Origin of the sequence: Burkholderia sp. AU45251 (genome assembly GCF_030482905.1) — a bacterium.
GTDB classification, from domain to species: Bacteria; Pseudomonadota; Gammaproteobacteria; order Burkholderiales; family Burkholderiaceae; genus Burkholderia; species Burkholderia aenigmatica.
Genome location: NZ_JAUJQH010000005.1, coordinates 172,051 through 190,631, shown reverse-complemented (window position 1 = coordinate 190,631; position 18,581 = coordinate 172,051). Strand labels below are relative to the sequence as shown.

11 protein-coding genes are annotated in these 18,581 nt (G+C 65.1%); 5 read left to right on the top strand and 6 right to left on the bottom strand.

The window, feature by feature from the left end; genetic code table 11:
- Window positions 1-30: 30 nt before the first annotated feature.
- The 4 genes from pdeR to QZM67_RS14255 form a co-directional block, all read right to left on the bottom strand.
- Window positions 31-2,034 (bottom strand): cyclic di-GMP phosphodiesterase, encoded by a 2,004-nt coding sequence (pdeR, locus tag QZM67_RS14270; protein WP_175025677.1) that lies wholly within the window; start codon window positions 2,032-2,034, stop codon window positions 31-33.
- A gap of 563 nt (window positions 2,035-2,597) precedes the next feature.
- Window positions 2,598-6,242 carry a hydantoinase B/oxoprolinase family protein gene (locus tag QZM67_RS14265; protein WP_301804063.1) on the bottom strand — a complete coding sequence of 1,215 codons (3,645 nt, stop codon included), beginning with the start codon at window positions 6,240-6,242 and terminating at the stop codon, window positions 2,598-2,600.
- Window positions 6,243-6,370: 128 nt separating this feature from the next.
- Window positions 6,371-7,669 carry an MFS transporter gene (locus QZM67_RS14260; protein ID WP_043178405.1) on the bottom strand — a complete coding sequence of 433 codons (1,299 nt, stop codon included), beginning with the start codon at window positions 7,667-7,669 and terminating at the stop codon, window positions 6,371-6,373.
- A gap of 78 nt (window positions 7,670-7,747) precedes the next feature.
- The gene (locus QZM67_RS14255) at window positions 7,748-8,521 is read right to left on the bottom strand and encodes a putative hydro-lyase (protein ID WP_175025675.1); all 774 of its coding nucleotides are present in this window, start codon (window positions 8,519-8,521) and stop codon (window positions 7,748-7,750) included.
- 211 nt (window positions 8,522-8,732) lie between these two features.
- Here QZM67_RS14255 and QZM67_RS14250 point away from each other — a divergent pair, with 211 nt between their 5' ends.
- The 5 genes from QZM67_RS14250 (at window position 8,733) to QZM67_RS14230 (ending at window position 16,047) form a co-directional block, all read left to right on the top strand.
- Entirely contained in the window at window positions 8,733-9,665 is a 933-nt protein-coding gene (locus QZM67_RS14250; RefSeq protein ID WP_175025674.1) for a LysR family transcriptional regulator, read from the top strand.
- A 168-nt stretch (window positions 9,666-9,833) separates the two neighbouring features.
- Window positions 9,834-10,757, top strand: a complete 924-nt coding sequence (locus QZM67_RS14245; RefSeq protein WP_301804058.1) for a hypothetical protein — start codon at window positions 9,834-9,836, stop codon at window positions 10,755-10,757.
- A 324-nt stretch (window positions 10,758-11,081) separates the two neighbouring features.
- A complete protein-coding gene (locus QZM67_RS14240; RefSeq protein ID WP_301804054.1) occupies window positions 11,082-11,351 on the top strand; it encodes a PAAR domain-containing protein in 270 nt (89 codons plus the stop codon).
- 63 nt (window positions 11,352-11,414) lie between these two features.
- Window positions 11,415-15,206 carry a type VI secretion system Vgr family protein gene (locus QZM67_RS14235; RefSeq protein ID WP_301804052.1) on the top strand — a complete coding sequence of 1,264 codons (3,792 nt, stop codon included), beginning with the start codon at window positions 11,415-11,417 and terminating at the stop codon, window positions 15,204-15,206.
- A 1-nt stretch (window position 15,207) separates the two neighbouring features.
- Complete coding sequence (locus QZM67_RS14230; RefSeq protein ID WP_301804049.1) at window positions 15,208-16,047, top strand: hypothetical protein; 840 nt, start codon at window positions 15,208-15,210, stop codon at window positions 16,045-16,047.
- Between the two features lie 248 nt (window positions 16,048-16,295).
- On the opposite strand, the gene QZM67_RS14225 is transcribed toward QZM67_RS14230, so the two are convergent.
- Together QZM67_RS14225 and QZM67_RS14220 are read right to left on the bottom strand one after the other, a co-directional pair.
- Window positions 16,296-17,996 carry a hypothetical protein gene (locus tag QZM67_RS14225; RefSeq protein ID WP_301804047.1) on the bottom strand — a complete coding sequence of 567 codons (1,701 nt, stop codon included), beginning with the start codon at window positions 17,994-17,996 and terminating at the stop codon, window positions 16,296-16,298.
- Between the two features lie 197 nt (window positions 17,997-18,193).
- Window positions 18,194-18,520, bottom strand: a complete 327-nt coding sequence (locus tag QZM67_RS14220; protein ID WP_039354446.1) for an antibiotic biosynthesis monooxygenase — start codon at window positions 18,518-18,520, stop codon at window positions 18,194-18,196.
- Window positions 18,521-18,581 lie beyond the last annotated feature (61 nt).

The following is an 18,581-nucleotide window of genomic DNA, read 5'->3' as shown; positions in this document are numbered from 1 at the left end:
TTGCCGGCGGCGCCCGTTCATGAACGAAGCTCAGGCGATCAGCCTGAGCTTTCTCGTCTCCGCGAGCCACGCCTCGAACGCCTGCGCCGGCATCGGGCGCGCGTAGTAGTAGCCCTGCGCGTGATCGACGTCGAGCTGCTTGAGGAACTCGGCTTCCGCATGCGTTTCGACGCCTTCGGCAACCACCGCGAAATTCAGCGCCTTCGCGAGCGACACGACCGAGCGCACCAGCGCCTGCGAGCGCGGATTGCGGTCGATGCCCGTGATGAAACTGCGGTCGAGCTTGATCGCGTCGAGCGGCAGGCGCGACAGCTGCGACAGCGACGAATAGCCGGTGCCGAAATCGTCGAGATGGATCTCCGCGCCGAGCTGGCGGAACTGGCGCATCAGCCCGTTGGCCGCATCCTCGTCCTCGATGAAGCAGCTTTCGGTCAGCTCGATGTCGAGCAGGCCGGGCTTCAGCCCCGCGGCGTCGAGGATCGACGCCAGCTGGTACACGATGTTCATGTCCTGCAACTGCCGCGCGGACACGTTCACCGCGATCCGGATGCCGAGCCCCTTCGCCTTCCAGGCGGCGGCCTGCGCGGCCGCGCTGCGCATCACCCAGCGCCCGAGCGGCGCGATCAGGCCCGACTCCTCCGCGAAGCGGATGAACTCGACCGGCGCGACGAGCCCGCGGTCGGGCGACTGCCAGCGGACCAGCGCCTCGACACCGTGCACGTCGCCGGTCGCGATATCGACGACCGGCTGGTAGTGCAGCACGAACTGCTCCTCCTCGAGCGCCTTGCGCAGGTTCGTGTCGAGCCACATGTACTTCGCAACCTTCTGGTTCATCTCCAGCGAGAACACGCGATACGTATGCTTGCCCTCTTCCTTCGCGACGTACATCGCGGTATCGGCGCTGCGGATCAGCGTCTCGAGCGAATCGCCGTGCTGCGGATGCATCGCGATGCCGATCGAGCAGCTCGTGTAGACCTCCATCAGTCCGAGATGGATCGGCGTGCGCAGCCGTTCGAGGATGATCTGCGCGGTCGCTTCGAGCAGCGGCCGCGTGCCGTGCTCGAACAGCACGAGGAATTCGTCGCCGCCGAGCCGCGCGAGCGTCGCACCGGACGGCAGGCAGCCGCTGATGATCGACGACACGTCCTGCAGCAGCCGGTCGCCGGTGATGTGCCCGTAGTGATCGTTGACACGCTTGAAGTTGTCGAGATCGAGGAACAGGATGCCGACCTGCCCGCGCGACGCGGCGGTCTCCGCGGCGATCGCCGCGTGGATGCGCTCGCTGATCGCATGGCGGTTCGGCAGCCCGGTGAGCACATCGGTGTTCGCGAGTTCGCTGAGCCGCTGCTGCGCGCTGCGCTCCTCGGTGATATCGATGCCCGAGCAGATCAGGAACTGCTCGTCGACGCCGCTGCCGCTCTGCACGAACTTGTTGCGGAACTGGAACAGGCGCGGCCCGTTGACCGTGTTGATGTAGCGCTCGACCGCGAACGAGTGGTTGCTCGCGAAAAAGCCGGAAATGTTGCTGCGCGACTGCGCGCCCTGCTCGGGGCTCATGAACAGCTCGAACGCGCTGCGGCCGATCACGTCGACCTCGCGCTTGCCCGTCACTTCCTCGCACAGGCGGTTGAAGCGCTGCACCATCCCGTTGCGGTCGAGGATCACGACGAGCGAATTCACTTCGGACACGACCTGCTCGGCAAACGCGAGCCCGTGCGCGAGATCGCCCGCGACGGATTCGGTATCGGAATACGCGGAGGCCGTGCCGGCCCAGTCGGTCGTGTCGACCTTCCGGCCGACGAGGTGGAGGCTGACGGGATTGCCAAACAGCGCGATGTCGAGCACGAGGTGCGACGTGACGCCGGTCAGCGCGCGGATGCGCGCGGCCTGTTCGACCGTCAGCGCAACGGCGACGTTGGTCAGGCCGCGGACGGCCGCCAGTTCGAGTGCATTGCTGTCGCTGCCGAGACGCCAGCAGGGGCTGCGCGTACCGACATGCGCCTCGAGCACCGCGCTATCGTTTTCGTCATCCATGGAGACGCCCCGATCCAGAAAAAACGCACAGTGTAGACGGAGCGAGCCGGCCGCCCGCCCTTCCGGGCCGCGCGTCGCGCGCACCCGGAACGGCGACCGTAATTGCCGTGATGATGGGCCTCGTCCCGTACTTGTTTCCAGCTAATGCGACCCGGCGTTCGCGCGTGATGCGCGCAGGTTGTGCCTAACGAATGATGAGAGCCATCTTATCAAATGACGATCATGATTGGCACTCACATTTAGAGCAGAGTGTCAAGGAATCGGGACTCGATTGGCAAGCCGGATTTTTCATGATTGGCAGCCCGCTCAATCGCGGTTGCGGCGGTGCGCAACGGGTTCGGCGAGACGGGCTGAGCGCCCCGCCAGGCGGGCGTTTGCGGCTGATTCCAGCATTCGGTGGCAGCGATGTGACAGGATCGTGGCGACAGGGTCGGATCGCATGCCGGCGACCCGATTTCCCGTCATTTTTGATTCCGTTCGTGCGTTAATGCGCGGCTTTATTCCACAGTTCGTTGCAATGTTGCCACGCACCCGGCGCGGGGTGCCCGCGCCGGGTGTACGGCTCAGCCCGCCGCACCGTATCCGCCGCCGCCGGGGGTTTCGACGACGAACACGTCGCCCGGCGCCATCTGCGCGCGGCCGATATGGTCGAGCGCCTCGACCGTGCCGTCCGCGCGCTCGATCGTGTTGCGGCCGAGCGCGCCGGCCTCGCCGCCCGCCGCGCCGAACGGCGCGTGGATCCGGTTGTTCGACAGGATCGACGCGATCATCGGCTCGAGGAAGCGGATCCGCCGTACCGCGCCGTCGCCGCCGCGCCAGCGCCCGCCGCCGCCCGACCCGGCGCGGATCCGGTGCGAGTCGAGCCGCACCGGGTAGCGCCATTCGAGCACCTCCGGATCGGTGAGCCGCGAGTTCGTCATGTGCGTCTGCACCGCGCCGACGCCCGCGAAGCCGTCGCCGGCACCGCTGCCGCCCGCAATAGTCTCGTAGTATTGGTAGCGATCATTGCCGAATGTGAAGTTATTCATCGTGCCCTGGCTCGACGCGACGCAGCCGAGCGCGCCGTACAGCGCGTTGGTGATCGCCGACGACGTCTCGACGTTGCCCGACACGACCGCCGCCGGATACTCGGGGTTCAGCATCGAGCGCGCGGGCACGATCACCGTGAGCGGCTTCAGGCAGCCGGCGTTCAGCGGGATGTCGTCGCCGACCAGCGTGCGGAACACGTACAGTACGGCGGCCATGCACACGGCCTTCGGCGCGTTGAAGTTGTTGTCGAGCTGCGCGGACGTGCCCGTGAAATCGATTTCCGCGCGCCGCGCCGCCCGGTCGACGCGGATCGCGACGCGAATCTCCGCGCCGTTGTCGAGCGGGTAGCGGTATGCGCCGTCCTGCAGCGCGCCGATCACGCGCCGCACGGCTTCTTCCGCGTTGTCCTGCACGTGCCCCATGAACGCGAGCACGACGTCGCGGCCGAACTGCGCGACGATCCGGCGCAGCTCGTCGACGCCTTTCTGGTTCGCGGCGACCTGCGCGCGCAGGTCGGCCATGTTCTGCTCGACGTTGCGCGCCGGGTAGCGGCCCGACGCGAGCAGCGCGCGGGTGTCCGCATCGCGCAGCGTGCCGGCCGACACGAGCTGCCAGTTGTCGATCAGCACGCCCTCTTCGTCGATGTGGGTCGAATCGGGCGGCATCGAGCCCGGCGTCGTGCCGCCGATGTCCGCGTGGTGGCCGCGCGAGCCGACATAGAACAGCGGCGCGTCCGAGCCGTCCGCGAACACCGGCGTGATGACGGTCACGTCCGGCAGGTGCGTGCCGCCGTGATACGGGTCGTTCAGCATGAATACGTCGCCGTCGCGCATGCGGCCGCGATTGCGCTCGATCACCGTGCGGATGCTCTCGCCCATCGAGCCGAGGTGCACGGGCATGTGCGGCGCGTTCGCGATCAGGTTGCCGTCGCCGTCGAAGATCGCGCAGGAGAAGTCGAGGCGCTCCTTGATGTTCACCGAGTACGCGGTGTTCTGCAGCCGCAGCCCCATCTGCTCGGCGATCGACATGAACAGGTTGTTGAAGATCTCGAGCCGCACCGGATCGGCGTCGGTGCCGAGCGAGCGGCGTGTCGGCAGCGGCGTGACGCGCGTCAGCACGAGGTTGCCCTGCGCGGTCATCTGCGCGCGCCAGCCGGGCTCGACGACGGTCGTGCCGTTCTTCTCCGCGACGATCGCCGGGCCGTCGATCGCGTCTCCGGCCAGCAGCGTGTCGCGTACGTACAGCGCCGCGTCGTGCCATTGGCCGCCGGAATGGAAGCGCACCGCGGAATGCGCGCGCAGCGCGGCGTCGTCGCCGTCGCCGCGCGGGGCGAGCGGCGCGATCTCCACCGGCGCGTCGGAGCGGCCGATCGCCTCGACCGATGCGAGTTCGGCCACGAGCGGCGTGCCGGGCATCAGGAACGCGTAGCGTTGCCGATACGCGGCCTCGAACGCCTGCTGCATCGCCGCAACGCTGCCGGCCGGCACGTCGAGCGCCGAATCGGTGCCCTGGTAGCGCAGGTGTACGCGGCGCTCGGTCGCGATCCGCTCCGGCGGCACCCCCTGTTCGAGCAGCGCGCCGACCGCCTCGTCGGCCAGCCGGTCGAGCGCGCCATTCAGCGCCGGCAGCGAATCGTCCGACAACACGGCCTCGACCGCCCGCTCGCGCATCGCGGTCTGGTCGGCGAGCCCCATTCCGTATGCGGACAGCACGCCCGCGAGCGGATGCGCGAACACCTGCGTCATCCCGAGCGCGTCGGCCACGCCGCACGCGTGCTGGCCGCCCGCGCCGCCGAACGTCGTCAGCACGTAGCGCGACACGTCGTGGCCGCGCTGCACGGAGATCTTCTTGATCGCGTTCGCCATGCTGCCGATCGCGATTTCGAGGAAGCCTTCGGCGAGCGCCTCGGGTGTCTCGCGCCGCCCCGTCACCGCGTGGATCTCGTCGGCGAGCGCGGCGAACTTCGCGACCACGCCGTCGCGGTCGAGCGGTTCATCCGCCTGCGGGCCGAACACGCGCGGGAAATGATCGGGCTGGATCTTGCCGAGCATCACGTTGCAGTCGGTCACCGTCAGCGGGCCGCCGCGCCGGTACGCGGCCGGCCCCGGGTTCGCGCCGGCCGACTCGGGCCCGACGCGCAGCCGCGCGCCGTCGAAGCCGAGCACCGAGCCGCCGCCGGCGGCGACCGTATGGATGCTCATCATCGGCGCGCGCATCCGCACGCCGGCCACCTGCGTCTCGAACACGCGCTCGAACTCGCCGTGGTAGTGCGACACGTCGGTCGACGTGCCGCCCATGTCGAAGCCGATCACGCGCTCGAAGCCGGCCGCCTGCGCGGCGCGCACCATCCCGACGATGCCGCCGGCCGGGCCCGACAGGATCGCGTCCTTGCCCTGGAACACGTCGGCGCGCGTCAGCCCGCCGCTGCTCTGCATGAACTGCAGGTTCACGCCCGGCATCTCGTGCGCGACCTGCTCGACGTAGCGGCGCAGGATCGGCGACAGGTACGCGTCGACCACGGTCGTATCGCCGCGCGACACCATCTTCATCAGCGGCGACACCTCGTGCGACACCGAGACCTGCGTGAAGCCGATGCGGCGCGCGAGGTCCGCCAGCGCGCGTTCGTGCGCGGTGTAGCGATAGCCGTGGATCAGCACGATCGCGAGCGCGCGCACGCCCGAGTCGAACACGCGGCGCAGCGACGCTTCGGCACCCTGAACATCGAGCGGCACGACGACGTCGCCGTGCGCGCCGATGCGCTCGTCGATCTCGACGACGGTCTCGTACAGCGCGTCGGGCAGCACGATGTCGAGATCGAACAGGCGCGGCCGGTTCTGGTACGCGATGCGCAGCACGTCGCGAAAGCCGCGCGTCGTCGCGAGCGCGGTGCGTTCGCCCTTGCGTTCGAGCAGCGCGTTGGTCGCGACCGTCGTGCCCATCTTCACCATGTCGACGCGCTCGGGCGTGATCGGCTCGCCGGCCGCGAGACCCAGCAGGTGGCGGATCCCGGCCACGGCGGCGTCGCGGTATTGCTCGGGGTTCTCCGACAGCAGCTTGTGCGTGACGAGCGTGCCGTCGGGCCGGCGCGCGACGATGTCGGTGAACGTGCCGCCGCGGTCGATCCAGAATTGCCAGCGTGCGGCGTCGGACGGAACGGGGGAAAGGTGTCGGTCAGTCATGATGTCGGGTCGATGCGTCGTTGAATCGAAGGACGAGCGCCGCCGCACGGCGCGCGTCGCGCGCCGTGTCACGGGGTCGATGAAAGGGGAAAAAATTGAAGGGCGGAGCGCCCTGCCGCTGACGTTGGTCAGGCGGCGTCGAGTTCGCGGCCGCGTGTCTCGGGCAGCGTCAGCGCGGCGACGATCACCACGCCGTACGCGGCGACCGCGAAGATGCCGATGCTCATGCCGAGCCCGTATTGCTTGGACAGCGCGCCGATCAGGAACGGGAACAGCGCACCGATCGCGCGGCCCACGTTGTAGCAGAAGCCCTGGCCGGAGCCGCGCACGCGGGTCGGGAACAGTTCGGTGAGGAACGCGCCCATCCCCGAGAAGATGCCCGATGCGAAGAAGCCGAGCGGGAAGCCGAGCCACAGCATCGACGCGTTGGTCAGGTTCAGTGACGTGTACGCGAACGCGATCACCATCGAGCCGACCGCGAACAGGATGAAGTTCGGCTTGCGGCCGAGGCGGTCGGTCAGGTACGCGCTCGTCAGGTAGCCGACCCACGAGCCGAAGATGATCATCGCGAGATAGCCGCCGGTGCCCATCACGGTGAGGTGACGCTCGGTCTTCAGGAAGGTCGGCAGCCACGTCGTGATCGCGTAGTAGCCGCCCTGCGCGCCGGTCGTCAGCAGCGCCGCGCGCAGCGTCGTCGTGATCAGCTTCGGCGCGAAGATCTCGGTGAGGCGCGGCGCATCGGCCACCTTCGCCTGCGCGGCCTTCTCCTTCTCGTAGACGTCCGGCTCCTTCACGTAGCGGCGGATCGCGACGACCAGCAGTGCCGGTGCCAGCCCGACGAGGAACAGCGCACGCCACGCCTGCTCGGCCGGCAGCACCGAGAACAGCAGCGCATACAGCAGTGCGCACAGGCCCCAGCCGATCGCCCAGCCCGACTGCACGAGGCCGACCGCCTTGCCGCGATCGCGCGCGCGGATCACTTCGCCGATCAGCACCGCGCCGGCCGTCCATTCGCCGCCGAAGCCGAAGCCCATCAGCGCGCGCGCCGCGAGCAGCTGGTGGTAGCTCTGCGCGAGCCCGCACAGCGCGGTGAACACCGCGAACCACAGCACGGTGAGCTGCAGCGTGCGCACGCGGCCGATCCGGTCGGACAGGATGCCGGCGATCCAGCCGCCGAGCGCCGACGCGAGCAGCGTGATCGTGCCGATGAAACCCGCGTCCGCGAGCGAGATGCCCCACGTCGCGACGAGCGTCGGGATCACGAACGACAGCATCTGCGTGTCCATCCCGTCGAGCATGTAGCCGACCTTGCAGCTCCAGAACGCGCGGCGCTCGCGCGGCTGCGCGTCCCCGTACCACGAGAACAGGCCGTTGCGCTCGGGGCTCGCGGGCTCCGCGGCGCTCGCCGCGAGGGTCTTGCTTTCCATGGTGGTGCTCCTGTCGTTATGCGCCGTCAAATGGCGATCGTCCGTGCGGTATGTCGTGCGGGTCGTCGTTGCCCCGGCTCAGAATATGGCCAGCGACGCGTTCGTGATGTCGGTCATCAGCATGTGGCCCGGCGTGTGCGCAATCGCGATCGGCAGCTTCGCGTCCATCAGCGCGGTTTGCGGCGTCACGCCGCACGCCCAGAACACCGGCAGCTCGCCGTCGCGGATCGTTACCGCGTCGCCGAATTCGGGCGCGTTCAGATCGGCAATGCCCAGTTCGCGCGGATCGCCGAGATGGATCGGCGCACCGTGCACACCGGGGAACCGGCTCGTGATCTGCACCGCGCGGATCGCGTCGGCGCCGCGCATCGGCCGCATCGACACGACGAGCTGGCCGCCGAAGATCCCCGCGCGGCGGTTCGGAATCGACGTGCGGTACATCGGCACGTTGCGCCCCTCCTCGACGTGGCGCAGGCCGATCCCTTCGCGGGCCAGCATGTCCTCGAACGAGAACGAGCAGCCGATCGCGAACACGACGAAATCGTCGCGCCACAGTGCTTCCAGCGATTCGACGCGCTCGGTCAGGCGGCCGTCGCGGTAGACGTTGTAGCTCGGCACGTCGGTGCGGATGTCGAGATCCTCGCCGAGCGCGTCGACCCGGAATGCGCCCGGTTCGCCGACGCCCAGCAGCGGGCAGGCTTTCGGGTTCGCCTGGCAGAAGCGCAGGAAATCGTGCGCGACCGCTTCGGGCAGGATCGCGAGGTTCGCTTGCGCGTACGGGCCGCAGTGGCCGGCGGTCGGGCCGCGGAACGCGCCGTGGCGCACGGACTGGCGGAATTCGGAAGGCGTCATGGTGGTCAAGGCTTGTGGCAGATCGGTGTGTCGGCAGGATGACGATGGCGTGTCATCGGATACGGCGAAGAATAGAAAAGAAAAAATTTTGCCGCCAACGAGTTTTTTTGCGCTTCGTGTATAGAATTTCTTAACGGATCTCGGGGTTTTCCCCGGCTCCGTTCACTTTTCCTCACCGGCACAGTGCGCCTCCACCGTCCGTCCGACCGCCATGAACACGCGTTTTCTCGAAACCTTCGTCACGCTCGCGAAGCTGCGCAACTTCCGTACGACGGCCGCCGCGCTGCACGCGACGCCGGCCGCGATCTCGCAGCGCCTGAAGGCGCTCGAGGACGAACTGCAGACGGTACTCGTCGACCGCGACAGCCGCGAATTCCGCCTCACGCCGAACGGCGAATACCTGCTCGGCTACGCGAAAGCCGTGGTCGAGGCGACCCAGGAGCTGCAGGCTGCCGCATCCGGCGAGAGCGCGCTGCGCGGCAAGCTGCGGCTCGGCGTGATCGAGACCGTCGTGCACAGCTGGCTGCCGCACTATATGCGGCGGCTCGCGGCCGATTATCCGCAGCTGGAAATCGACCTGACCGTCGACGTCAGCGTCGTGCTGCAGCGCCGGCTGATGGCCGGCGAGCTCGACCTGATCATCCGCGTGGAAGGCAGCGACGAGGCGTCGGTCGTGTGCGATGCGCTCGCGAACTATCCGGTGCGCTGGATCGCGCGTGCCGGGTTGCTGCCGAATGCGCGCACGGGGCTCGCGCGGCAGGTGCTGCGGCAGCCGATTCTCACCTACGGGCGCGGTACGGCGCCGCATCGTGCGCTGGAGGACATCGTGCGTACGCTCGCGCACACGCACGGCGTACCGCTGTCGGACACGCGCATCACCGGCTCGCCGTCGATCTCGGTGATCGTGCAGCTCGTGCGCGACGGGTTTGGCGTGGCGGCGATTCCGAGTCTGTTCGTCGATGCGCTGATCGAAAGCGGTGAAGTCGTCGAGCTGCCGCTGCAACCTTCGCCGCCGTCGATCGTCGTGTCGATGTCGCGGCGGGCGGATGCGCCGCGGTTCGTGCATGGCGCGGCGACTGCGGCGCGAGCGGCGTGTCGCGAGTATTGCGAGAAGAGCAAGCGGTTGCTGGTCGAAGCGCTTTGATGCCGTGCCGGCCGGCGGGCGGCGAGGCCGGGTGTCCGGTGCGCATTCGACATCGCCGCGCGAATCGCCCACAATCGCCTGCGACGCGTGCGCGCCACGCGTCGTGAATGCCGGCACGGCCGTCCGGCATTGACCGCGTCGCTCGCCCCTGCACAACAAGAAGGCAACATGCAGACTCGTACCGCTTCCGCTCGCCTGAACCTCGCGCGCGCCGTCCTCGTCGCGCTGTACGTCGTGTCGCTGCTGCTACCGGTCGCCGCCGAACCGCCGAATGCAATCGGCGCGGTGCACTGGTGGCGCGGTTACATGGTGCTCGTGATCGGCCCGCTCGCGATCCTCGACCTGCAATTCGCGTGGCTCGGCAACCCGCTGCTGGTCGTGGCGCTGATCAAGCCGAACCGTGTCGTGTCCGCGCTGCTCGCCGTGGTCGCGGCCTTCGCGCTCGGATGGCACACGATTCCGACCGGCCCGGACTTCAAGCCGATCCACGCTTTCGGCATCGGGTACTACCTGTGGCTTGCGGCCATGGTTGGCGCCGCCGCGTTGCCGTGGATCGGCGGGCGCGGGAACAAGGACGTCGTCGCGCCTGCAACGGGGATCGTGCCGGATGGCCCAGTCGATCCGATCGATGCGATCGATCCGATGGATGCGATGGATGCCGCCGCGCCGGCCGGCGCCGGCGACGCGGCGCAACCGGGCACCGCACCGTCACCGCCCCTTTCGCCCATCCCGCCGAGCCGCTGGGTCGTGACCACGACCGATACGCGCATCGAGGCAATCGACCCGAAGGGCACGACGCACGGAATCGCGCTGGCCGACCTCGGCGCGGTCGTGATCGAAACCAACGACCAGGGGCCCTACGAGTCGGACGTGTGGTGGATCCTGTTCGATACGAACAAGCAGTTCGCGTGCGGGTTCCCGCAGAACGCCGACGGCGTGAAAGCGGCGGTCGATCGGCTGCTCGACCTGCCAGGCATCGATCACCGCAAGGTCATCGACGCGCAGACGTCGGTCCAGAACGCGATGTTCCCGATCTGGCAGCGCGCGGCGCAGGCGGAGCCGAAAGACGGTGAAGCGCAACGCACCGATTGAACCCGCGCTAAGACACAGTTGAAAGGCCCGGCCGCTGAAACGCGCAGCCGGGCCTCCGTCACCCGGTATCAGCCGGGGCTCGCCCGCCTCAGTGCGACCGCCCCGTATCCGTCCCCGGCGCGAACTCGATACCCCGCAGCACTTCCGCAAACTTCGCAGTCCGCAGCACGGCGAACTGCTCGTGCGCGGCCGTCGTTGCGCTCGTGTAAAAACAAACATCATTTGTTTAACGAAAGTCAAAGTCCGAAAAATCGTATTCATCCCATAGTCGGCGCCGAATTTCCGCGTTATCAATCTCGCTCCACGTGATTTGCGAGAGCGTTGATGAAGAATGCACTAGGCCATGAAATGGTCCGCCTGGGTGACTCAACCGACCACGGCGGCACCGTCATCGAAGCTGCCAGTGACCTGAAGCATCTTGGCATCAATGTTGCGCTTGACGGCCACGGTGTTCGTTGTCCGACATGCGGTGGCGTTTTCCCGTTGCTGGCGAGCGGCCAGCGTACGCATCACGGCCGGCGCGTGGGTTATCACGGCGACAAAAGCGGGTGCGGTGCGACCGTCATTGGTCAGCGAACGACGGGGGCGGAGTAAATGGGGATTTTTGCTCAGGCTCGCACGCTGTCGATCGGGGGTGCGTCGCTACCGACCTACGGGATGGATGCACTGCCGGTATTCATTCCGGTGCGCCTGCAAGGCACCGAAACCATCGGCCGCCTCGATGAATGCCGCTATCTCGTCGCGCTGCGCACCGACGACGCCTATGCCGTTTCGCCGAGCCGCACGGCGGATCTCGATCTGGACAGGATAGTCGGCACGGAAGTCACCGTGTCGATCCAGCTCGAAGGCAAAGGTCGGTTCATTCCGGGGATGGTAGGCGCCGCCGGACTTGGCAACATCGGAGCGGGTACGCGCGAGATCACCGGATTGGTCGAAACGGCACGGCTTGCCGGTCAGGATCGCAAGGCGATCCTGTACGAACTCGAACTGCGGCCATGGCTCTATCGCGCGACCCTGACGCAGGATTGCCGCCTGTTTCAGGATATGACCGTCGTCGAAATCACCGATGCGGTGCTCTCGAAATACCCCTATCCCGTCGATAAGCGCCTGGGCGCATTCAGGGGCGTCTATCCGAAACGCGACGTACAGAGACAGGCCTTTGAATCGGACTGGGCGTTCCTGCAACGCCTCTGGGAAGAATGGGGCATCTGGTGGTGGTTCGAACATGACGACGGCCATCACCGTCTGGTCTTGTGCGACCCGATGGGCGGATACCAGCCGCACGGGGAGGCTTACGAGACTTTGCGCTATCTGCCACCCGGCGGTCAGCGCATCGACGAGGAACACATACACACGCTGTCCGTGATCAGTCGATTGACGGCGGGGTCCGTGAGCGTAACGGATTACGACTACACGCGGCCACGCGCGAGGCTGGGCGTTACCGTGGAAGACCCTCGTCCGACGGCCAGTTCGGGTGGCGAGATTTATGACTGGGGTGACTACAGTCAGCCGCTCGCCGGCACGCAAGGGCTGACAGGCCAGCCGAACGATACGGAGCGGGAGGCGCGGCACTTCGCGCGTGTGCAGCTTGAGGCGCAGCGCTGCGTGGGACGGCGTGCACACGGCAAAGGGAATCTGCGCGGCCTCACGGTCGGTCACACCTTTACGCTCATCGGCCATCCGCAGCAGGCGGCGAATCGCGAGTACGTCGTCGTTTCCTGCACGCTCGATATCGAGGAAGTCGGCGGGCAAGCCGGCAGCGCGCAAACCTATCGCGCCGACGCGCAATTCGAACTGCTGCCGACGAATGAGCCATTCAGGCTGGAGCGCAGCGTACGCAAGCCCATTATGGGCGGGCCTGAGAAAGCAATTGTCGTCGGCCCCACCGGACAGGAAATCTGGACGGACCAATACGGCCGCGTGAAGGTGCAATTCGCATGGGACCGGCAGGGCAAGCACGACGAGAATTCGGGCATCTGGCTGCGTGTGCTGTCGCCGTGGCAAGGCACCGACATGGGCGCGACGTTCATCCCGCGCATCGGTCATGAAGTGGCGGTGTCGCACTACTACGGTGACCCTGATTTGCCGGTGATTATCGGTAGTACCGTCAACGCATTCCGCCAGCCTGCACTGGACCAGCCGCACAATCACGCGATAGCGGTGATTCGCGGACGAGAACTCCACGGCAACGCGTCCGGCCATCTGGCAATCGACGATACGCGCGAGCAAATCCAGACGCAGCTTGCGAGCGACGCCGGCACGTCACAGCTGAGTCTTGGCCATCTCCGACGTATTACCCCAAAGAAGGGGCGCGCCGATGCACGCGGCAAGGGGTTCGATCTTCGCACCGATGACTGGGGCGTGGTGCGCGCGCTGAAGGGCTTGTTTCTGCTGACGGACGGCCAACCGGGCGGCCCGGGCCATGCGAAGGACGCCAAGGAAGCCATTGGCCGACTCACGCAGGCGCACGAGCTACAGGAAAGCCTCACGGGGCTGGCGCAACGACATCAAGCGCAACAGCCCGATGCGGATCAGAGCGATGTGACCAAGTCGATCAGGGCGCGCAACGATGCGATTCGAGGCAATACGCCGGCCGGCACGGACGATTTCCCGGAATTGACAGAGGCTGACATCGTACTGGCCGGACCAGCCGGATTCAGTCTGGCGGCTGAGCGTGGCGCTCATATTGCGAGCGGTGAGGATGTTGCCGTAACAAGCGGTCGGCATGTCGGGCTTGCCGTGGGGCGTTCGCTGTTTGCGAGCGTATCGAATGCGTTCTCGTTGTTCGTGCACAAGGCGGGTATGGCACTCGTCGCCGCAGCGGGAAAAATACGCATCGAAGCGCAGACCGACGGTGTTGACCTCACCGCAAAGAAGGCAATCAACATCACGAGTACAACCGACAGCATCCACTTGCACGCGGCAGACGAAATCGTGCTGCACGCTGGCGGTACGGAGGTTCGCATCAGCGATCAAGGTTACGTGGTGCGGACGGCCGGCGAGCACACGGTCTATGCAGGCAGTCATCAGACAGACGCTGCGCAAGTGCGGCCGATGCGCCAGCCGGTCACTCCCGAGCATCCGGGGCAATATGCCGCGCACTTTGTGCTGCTCGAACACGACAGCGGGTTCGCACTACCGAACCAGCCGTACCGCGTCACGCTCGACAACGGCCGCGTGATCGAGGGCGTGAGTAACGAGCTGGGCGAAACGGACGTGGTGACGAGCCATGACATCGCGTTCGGCACGGTGGAATTGCTAGCGGCGAGCGATCCGGACAAGGTGATTGCGGTAAACCGGGCGGCCGTCGTGCGCGACAACACGACGCCTTACACCGCCCGAGCGCCGAACGCCGACAAGCGCACCACAACGATCAAGGGCAAGAAGGTCAGCCCCCCGGAGCAGGGGGCTACGTCCGAGAGTCAGCCGGCCGCGTTCGCGAGCTGCGATCCGCTCAACTTCGGGCTGCGCTTCCACCACTTCATCGACGGGGCGAAACAGGGCGATACGCCCCCGGACATGCCGGTGCGCCGCGATGTTGAGTATCCGGTGACGAAGGCCTATACGGCGGCGATCAAGAAGGCACTCAATGGGATTGAGTGGGGCAAGTTCAACACCTTAAATGGCGAGACATCAAAAGACTTAAAGGCAAACATCACGCTTGCAGTTGGAAATATATTGAGCACAGCTCTTGATGCGGGGCCATTGGGATTGCCCACTGGATCGTTGGGCGATCCGATGAGATCAAATGGTGCGACTCCCAAGATCAATATTGTTAGCGCAAGTGAAGGGTGGTCCCGGTACAACATGCGCCCGGATGTCAGCGCATCATTTATCGGAAGATACTGGGTAATAGCTATCCAAGAGAGAGAAATAACAAAGATCATTGCATCATCGAATAATACGACCGCATTGAATGGCACCTTGAAAGCCTTCGCAGATTTGCTTTATCACGAAGCGCGACATTGCCAGCAAACATTCTGGATGATGGCCTTGCTTCAACAACATCCGAGCGACTACGCGACTTTCTCGCAGGCAATGCAAGTGTATGGAGACAGTGTGCGCAAGGATGTCTTTGACGCAGCCGAAAAGACTCGACTTCCAGATGACACAAGGATATTGACGGGACTGCATCGCATGTTGGTTTTTCATTATTACTGGATGATTTCTTTCATGCAAAATCAGACAGGCGGATCCTATGTGAAGCTCGACGTGCAAGTTGCACAGGCCGAAGTTTGCAAGTTGTTTCGGGTGTCGCCAGAAACGGCGGCCAAGATGGTGAGTTTCGAAGAGGGATACCGGAGCCAGTTACATGAAGAAGATGCCTATGCATGTGCGGAAGTGGTGCAAGCTTATTGGGACCGTCCTGATCGTGCTTTCGTGCGCAATCCCGGTACATGCACAGGAGGATACGATGCTTCACTTAAAACCATTGGGGGAGGGTTTTGAAATGCAGACGACCGACGAAGAGCAGCGCGTCGTGCTGCGGACCATCCTTAAAACAGCAATGGCGATCCTGCGTGATGATGCGTCGTACGACCCCGAATATGTTGTCTTCGGAACAAACTACACAACATGGACGCACCCTCCTGCAAAAGGGTTTCTTTATAAATATGCAAATCGCGCGCTGCGCGGAACAGAGATTGAACTCTCCACCGGAGACGATCCGGAAGACTACAGCGATGATCGCGATAAGGTGAAAATTGTTCCGGCTGGGGTAAGGATTGTCCTCGACATAAGGGTTGCCAATCTGCCTGACACGGAAATCAAATCGCTTCTCCAGCTAGAGGACTATTGGATTGATCATCGAGGGAATCGCAGATACGGGAATGAAATAAGGGCGCGTACCCCCGACGCTCCTAATTTGCAGTCCTTTCGCTACCGTTCGAAAGATATTCCGGGTAGTAAATTTCCGATCGATGTCGATCTTGGTTACATAAATCCGCTAGATGGATCATCTCCGCAGCAATTATGGATAGTCGAAATACGCCGCACATACAAAATCTTGACACCGGAGGAACGCGAGCAGCGCCGCTTGGAGGAGCAACAGGCCAAGCGCTACAAATACGAGTTGATGAATCTGTGTACGGACATGCTGTGCCCAGAAACCGGGATATGGCAGGGATACACCAAGACTTCCAATTCGGATATTCATCTGATCTGGAAGGGACAAAAATTTCCCAATGTCCGCAAGCTCACCCCTCGGGAGCAAGAGGAACGAAACCAGTACACGAACCTGTTTGAGCCAGGTCGGTGGATGTGGTTCGAGGAATATCAGGAACGGTCATGAGAAGCATCCGATTGAATTCGTACTTGCGAGCTCAATCTGGCGGAACGCTAAAACCCAACGGGCGAGTTGCACCGGCACGAAGAAGTGCTCAAGCTATTGAAATCTCGCCCCCCTGCCTTTTCGGACCTGGAGCGCACAGGGAAAACCCGCTCGCCAGGCGACGGACAAAGCAGACCAACTAAACGCGGCCGCCGATATCGGGCGGCCGCGTTCGCCTTCAGCCCGGCCTCAACCGAGCCCCGCCCGCCTCAGTGCGACCGCCCCGTATCCGTCCCCGGCGCGAACTCGATACCCCGCAGCACTTCCGCAAACTTCGCAGTCCGCAGCACGGCGAACTGCTCGTGCGCGGCCGTCGTTGCGCTCGTGTTCTTCAGCACGTCACGCACCGCAACCAGACGGTTCGGATCCGCCCCGACATCGCCATTGCCGCTGACCGTCGACGTAATCGCCCAGATCGTCACCGTGCCGTCGCGTTCGACGCGGCCCGTCAGGTTGCGCAGGCCGGCCGTCGCCGGTGCCCACGGCAGGCCCGTCGCCGAATTGTTGCCCACCGGGTAGCCGGCAACCGAATACGGCTGACCGAGGTTCAGCCCGTTCTGCAGCGTATAGGCGAGCTTCCACTGCTTCGCGCCCGCGTCGTAGACCCACTTCTGCAGGCCCGCCGTCGTCTGCGCAGCCGCGTGCGTGTACAGGTCCGCGCCGCCGGTGTAGCCGTCGCCTTCGTCCGCGACATACAGCGTGTTCGCGTCGGCGAACCAGATCCCGAACGGATAGGAGAGCGTCGTCGCAGTCTTGTTCGGCGTGGCCGGGAAGCCGGCCAGCACGCACATGTTGTTCGGCAGGCCCGTCGTCTGCAGCGTGGCCGCGTTGTACGCGAGCGGCGCCGTCGGCAGCACGGCCTTCGGCGACGGCACGCCGACACCCGACGGGCACGCGGTGCCGGTCGTATCGACGAAGTACACGGTGTTCACGCCGTTGCCGCCGCTGCCCTTCGTGTAGTACACGACGTTGTCGTGCACCGCGATGCCGCGGAAGTTGTCGTCCTTGCCGATCTTGTCGGCCTTCGCGCCGAGTTCGGTGACCGAGAAGCTCGCGAGCGGCGTCGGCACGCCCGGATCCTGTTGCGCTTCGTGATGCTTCGCGCCGTCGACGAGCTGCGCACCCGCGCCGAGAATCACGTTGTCCGGTTGCGGGTTCGAGCCGTTGCCGGCGTTGCCCGACGTGTAGTACATCTCGCGGCCGTCGCGATTGTTCAGGATCGCCGCGCGGCCGTTGTTGCCGCTGTACGCGTTCGTCTCGGTGAAGCGGAAATGCCCGTGGCGATCGACGCGCGCGATCGCGCGATAGACGTTCTGCCCGTCCGAGTTCGTCGTATCGACCGCGAGCGGCGTGTTCGAGTTAGACACGTCGATCGCGTTGACCGGCGCGACGTAGCCCATGAACGTCAGATAGCTGCCGTCGAGGGACAGGTGCAGGCCGAGTTCCGACTTCGAGCTGAAGCTCGTCACCATCTGGTCGTGCGCGAAGCCTTTGTGCAGGCTGTTCGGCACTTCGAGCGTGCTGACGACACCGCCGGCCGGCGTGATCTGGTCGAGGAAGATGCGCGACGTGATGCCGAAGCTGCCGTCGTAGCGGTCGTTGTTCCACACGGTCGGATAGGTGCCGTCGTTCGGCGCGCCGGCAGCCGCGCCGCAACCGCCGGTCGTCTTCGCGCAGTTCGGCGGCAGGATCGCGCCGGGCTGGACGTTGCTCGACACGTTGTCGTACACGCTGCGGCTGAGCACCAGGAAGCCCGGCACGAACCCCGGCGCAAAACGGCTGTCGCCGCTGTCGTCATGCGGGGCAGCCTGCGCGCCGATGCTCGCGGCGATCAGCGTGAGTGCGAAGACAGGAACGGTACGATCGCGCAGCGCGCGGCGGCGCTTCGCGGACAAGGCGAAATTCGGCATGGACAAGGCTCCGTACGACATCGAGTGAGGACGTTGTTGGTGGACAGACTGACGACGTGAAGCCTCGCCACCTTAGCCATGCTTGATGAAGAATTGATTGCACGCGATCTCGCGGAAACCCGTGCGCAAACACGGGCTGCCGAGTGCGGCACCTTGTTATTTATCCGTAATGCGAAAGAAATGAATCAGACAGCCATTCACGCGGATTGCCCCGCATGCGGCTGCGTGAGCTTGCCGTCGCCATACTCTCGCAACACTTTGGAAATCACCACGCGATAGCCGTCCAGCCAGCGCGCCTGCTTCGTCTTCGCCTCGAGATGCGCCGGGTGCTGCATCAGTTGCTGCAGCGCAGCCTCCGACTCCCAGTAGTAGACGTTCTGGATCAGCCCCGATTCGGCGTTCTCCCACGTCTCCTCGCCGAGATAGCCGGGCGTCGCGCGCGCCATGTCGGCGATCTGCCGGTCGAGCCGGTGGAATTCGTCGTCGTATTGCCCGGCTCGGAAAATGAAGGTCGACGCGTACATGCCCGCTCCATCGAAAGCAATTGAAAGAGCGCCGATTGTAAGGCACGTGTCGTGTTTCGGG

What these genes read in the sequence shown, in the direction of transcription:
- pdeR (WP_175025677.1), bottom strand. Translation starts at nt 2,034, where the DNA reads ATGGATGACGAAAACGATAGCGCGGTGCTCGAGGCGCATGTCGGTACG.
- QZM67_RS14265 (WP_301804063.1), bottom strand. Translation starts at nt 6,242, where the DNA reads ATGACTGACCGACACCTTTCCCCCGTTCCGTCCGACGCCGCACGCTGG.
- QZM67_RS14260 (WP_043178405.1), bottom strand. Translation starts at nt 7,669, where the DNA reads ATGGAAAGCAAGACCCTCGCGGCGAGCGCCGCGGAGCCCGCGAGCCCC.
- QZM67_RS14255 (WP_175025675.1), bottom strand. Translation starts at nt 8,521, where the DNA reads ATGACGCCTTCCGAATTCCGCCAGTCCGTGCGCCACGGCGCGTTCCGC.
- QZM67_RS14250 (WP_175025674.1), top strand. Translation starts at nt 8,733, where the DNA reads ATGAACACGCGTTTTCTCGAAACCTTCGTCACGCTCGCGAAGCTGCGC.
- QZM67_RS14245 (WP_301804058.1), top strand. Translation starts at nt 9,834, where the DNA reads ATGCAGACTCGTACCGCTTCCGCTCGCCTGAACCTCGCGCGCGCCGTC.
- QZM67_RS14240 (WP_301804054.1), top strand. Translation starts at nt 11,082, where the DNA reads ATGAAGAATGCACTAGGCCATGAAATGGTCCGCCTGGGTGACTCAACC.
- QZM67_RS14235 (WP_301804052.1), top strand. Translation starts at nt 11,415, where the DNA reads ATGGATGCACTGCCGGTATTCATTCCGGTGCGCCTGCAAGGCACCGAA.
- QZM67_RS14230 (WP_301804049.1), top strand. Translation starts at nt 15,208, where the DNA reads ATGCAGACGACCGACGAAGAGCAGCGCGTCGTGCTGCGGACCATCCTT.
- QZM67_RS14225 (WP_301804047.1), bottom strand. Translation starts at nt 17,996, where the DNA reads ATGCCGAATTTCGCCTTGTCCGCGAAGCGCCGCCGCGCGCTGCGCGAT.
- QZM67_RS14220 (WP_039354446.1), bottom strand. Translation starts at nt 18,520, where the DNA reads ATGTACGCGTCGACCTTCATTTTCCGAGCCGGGCAATACGACGACGAA.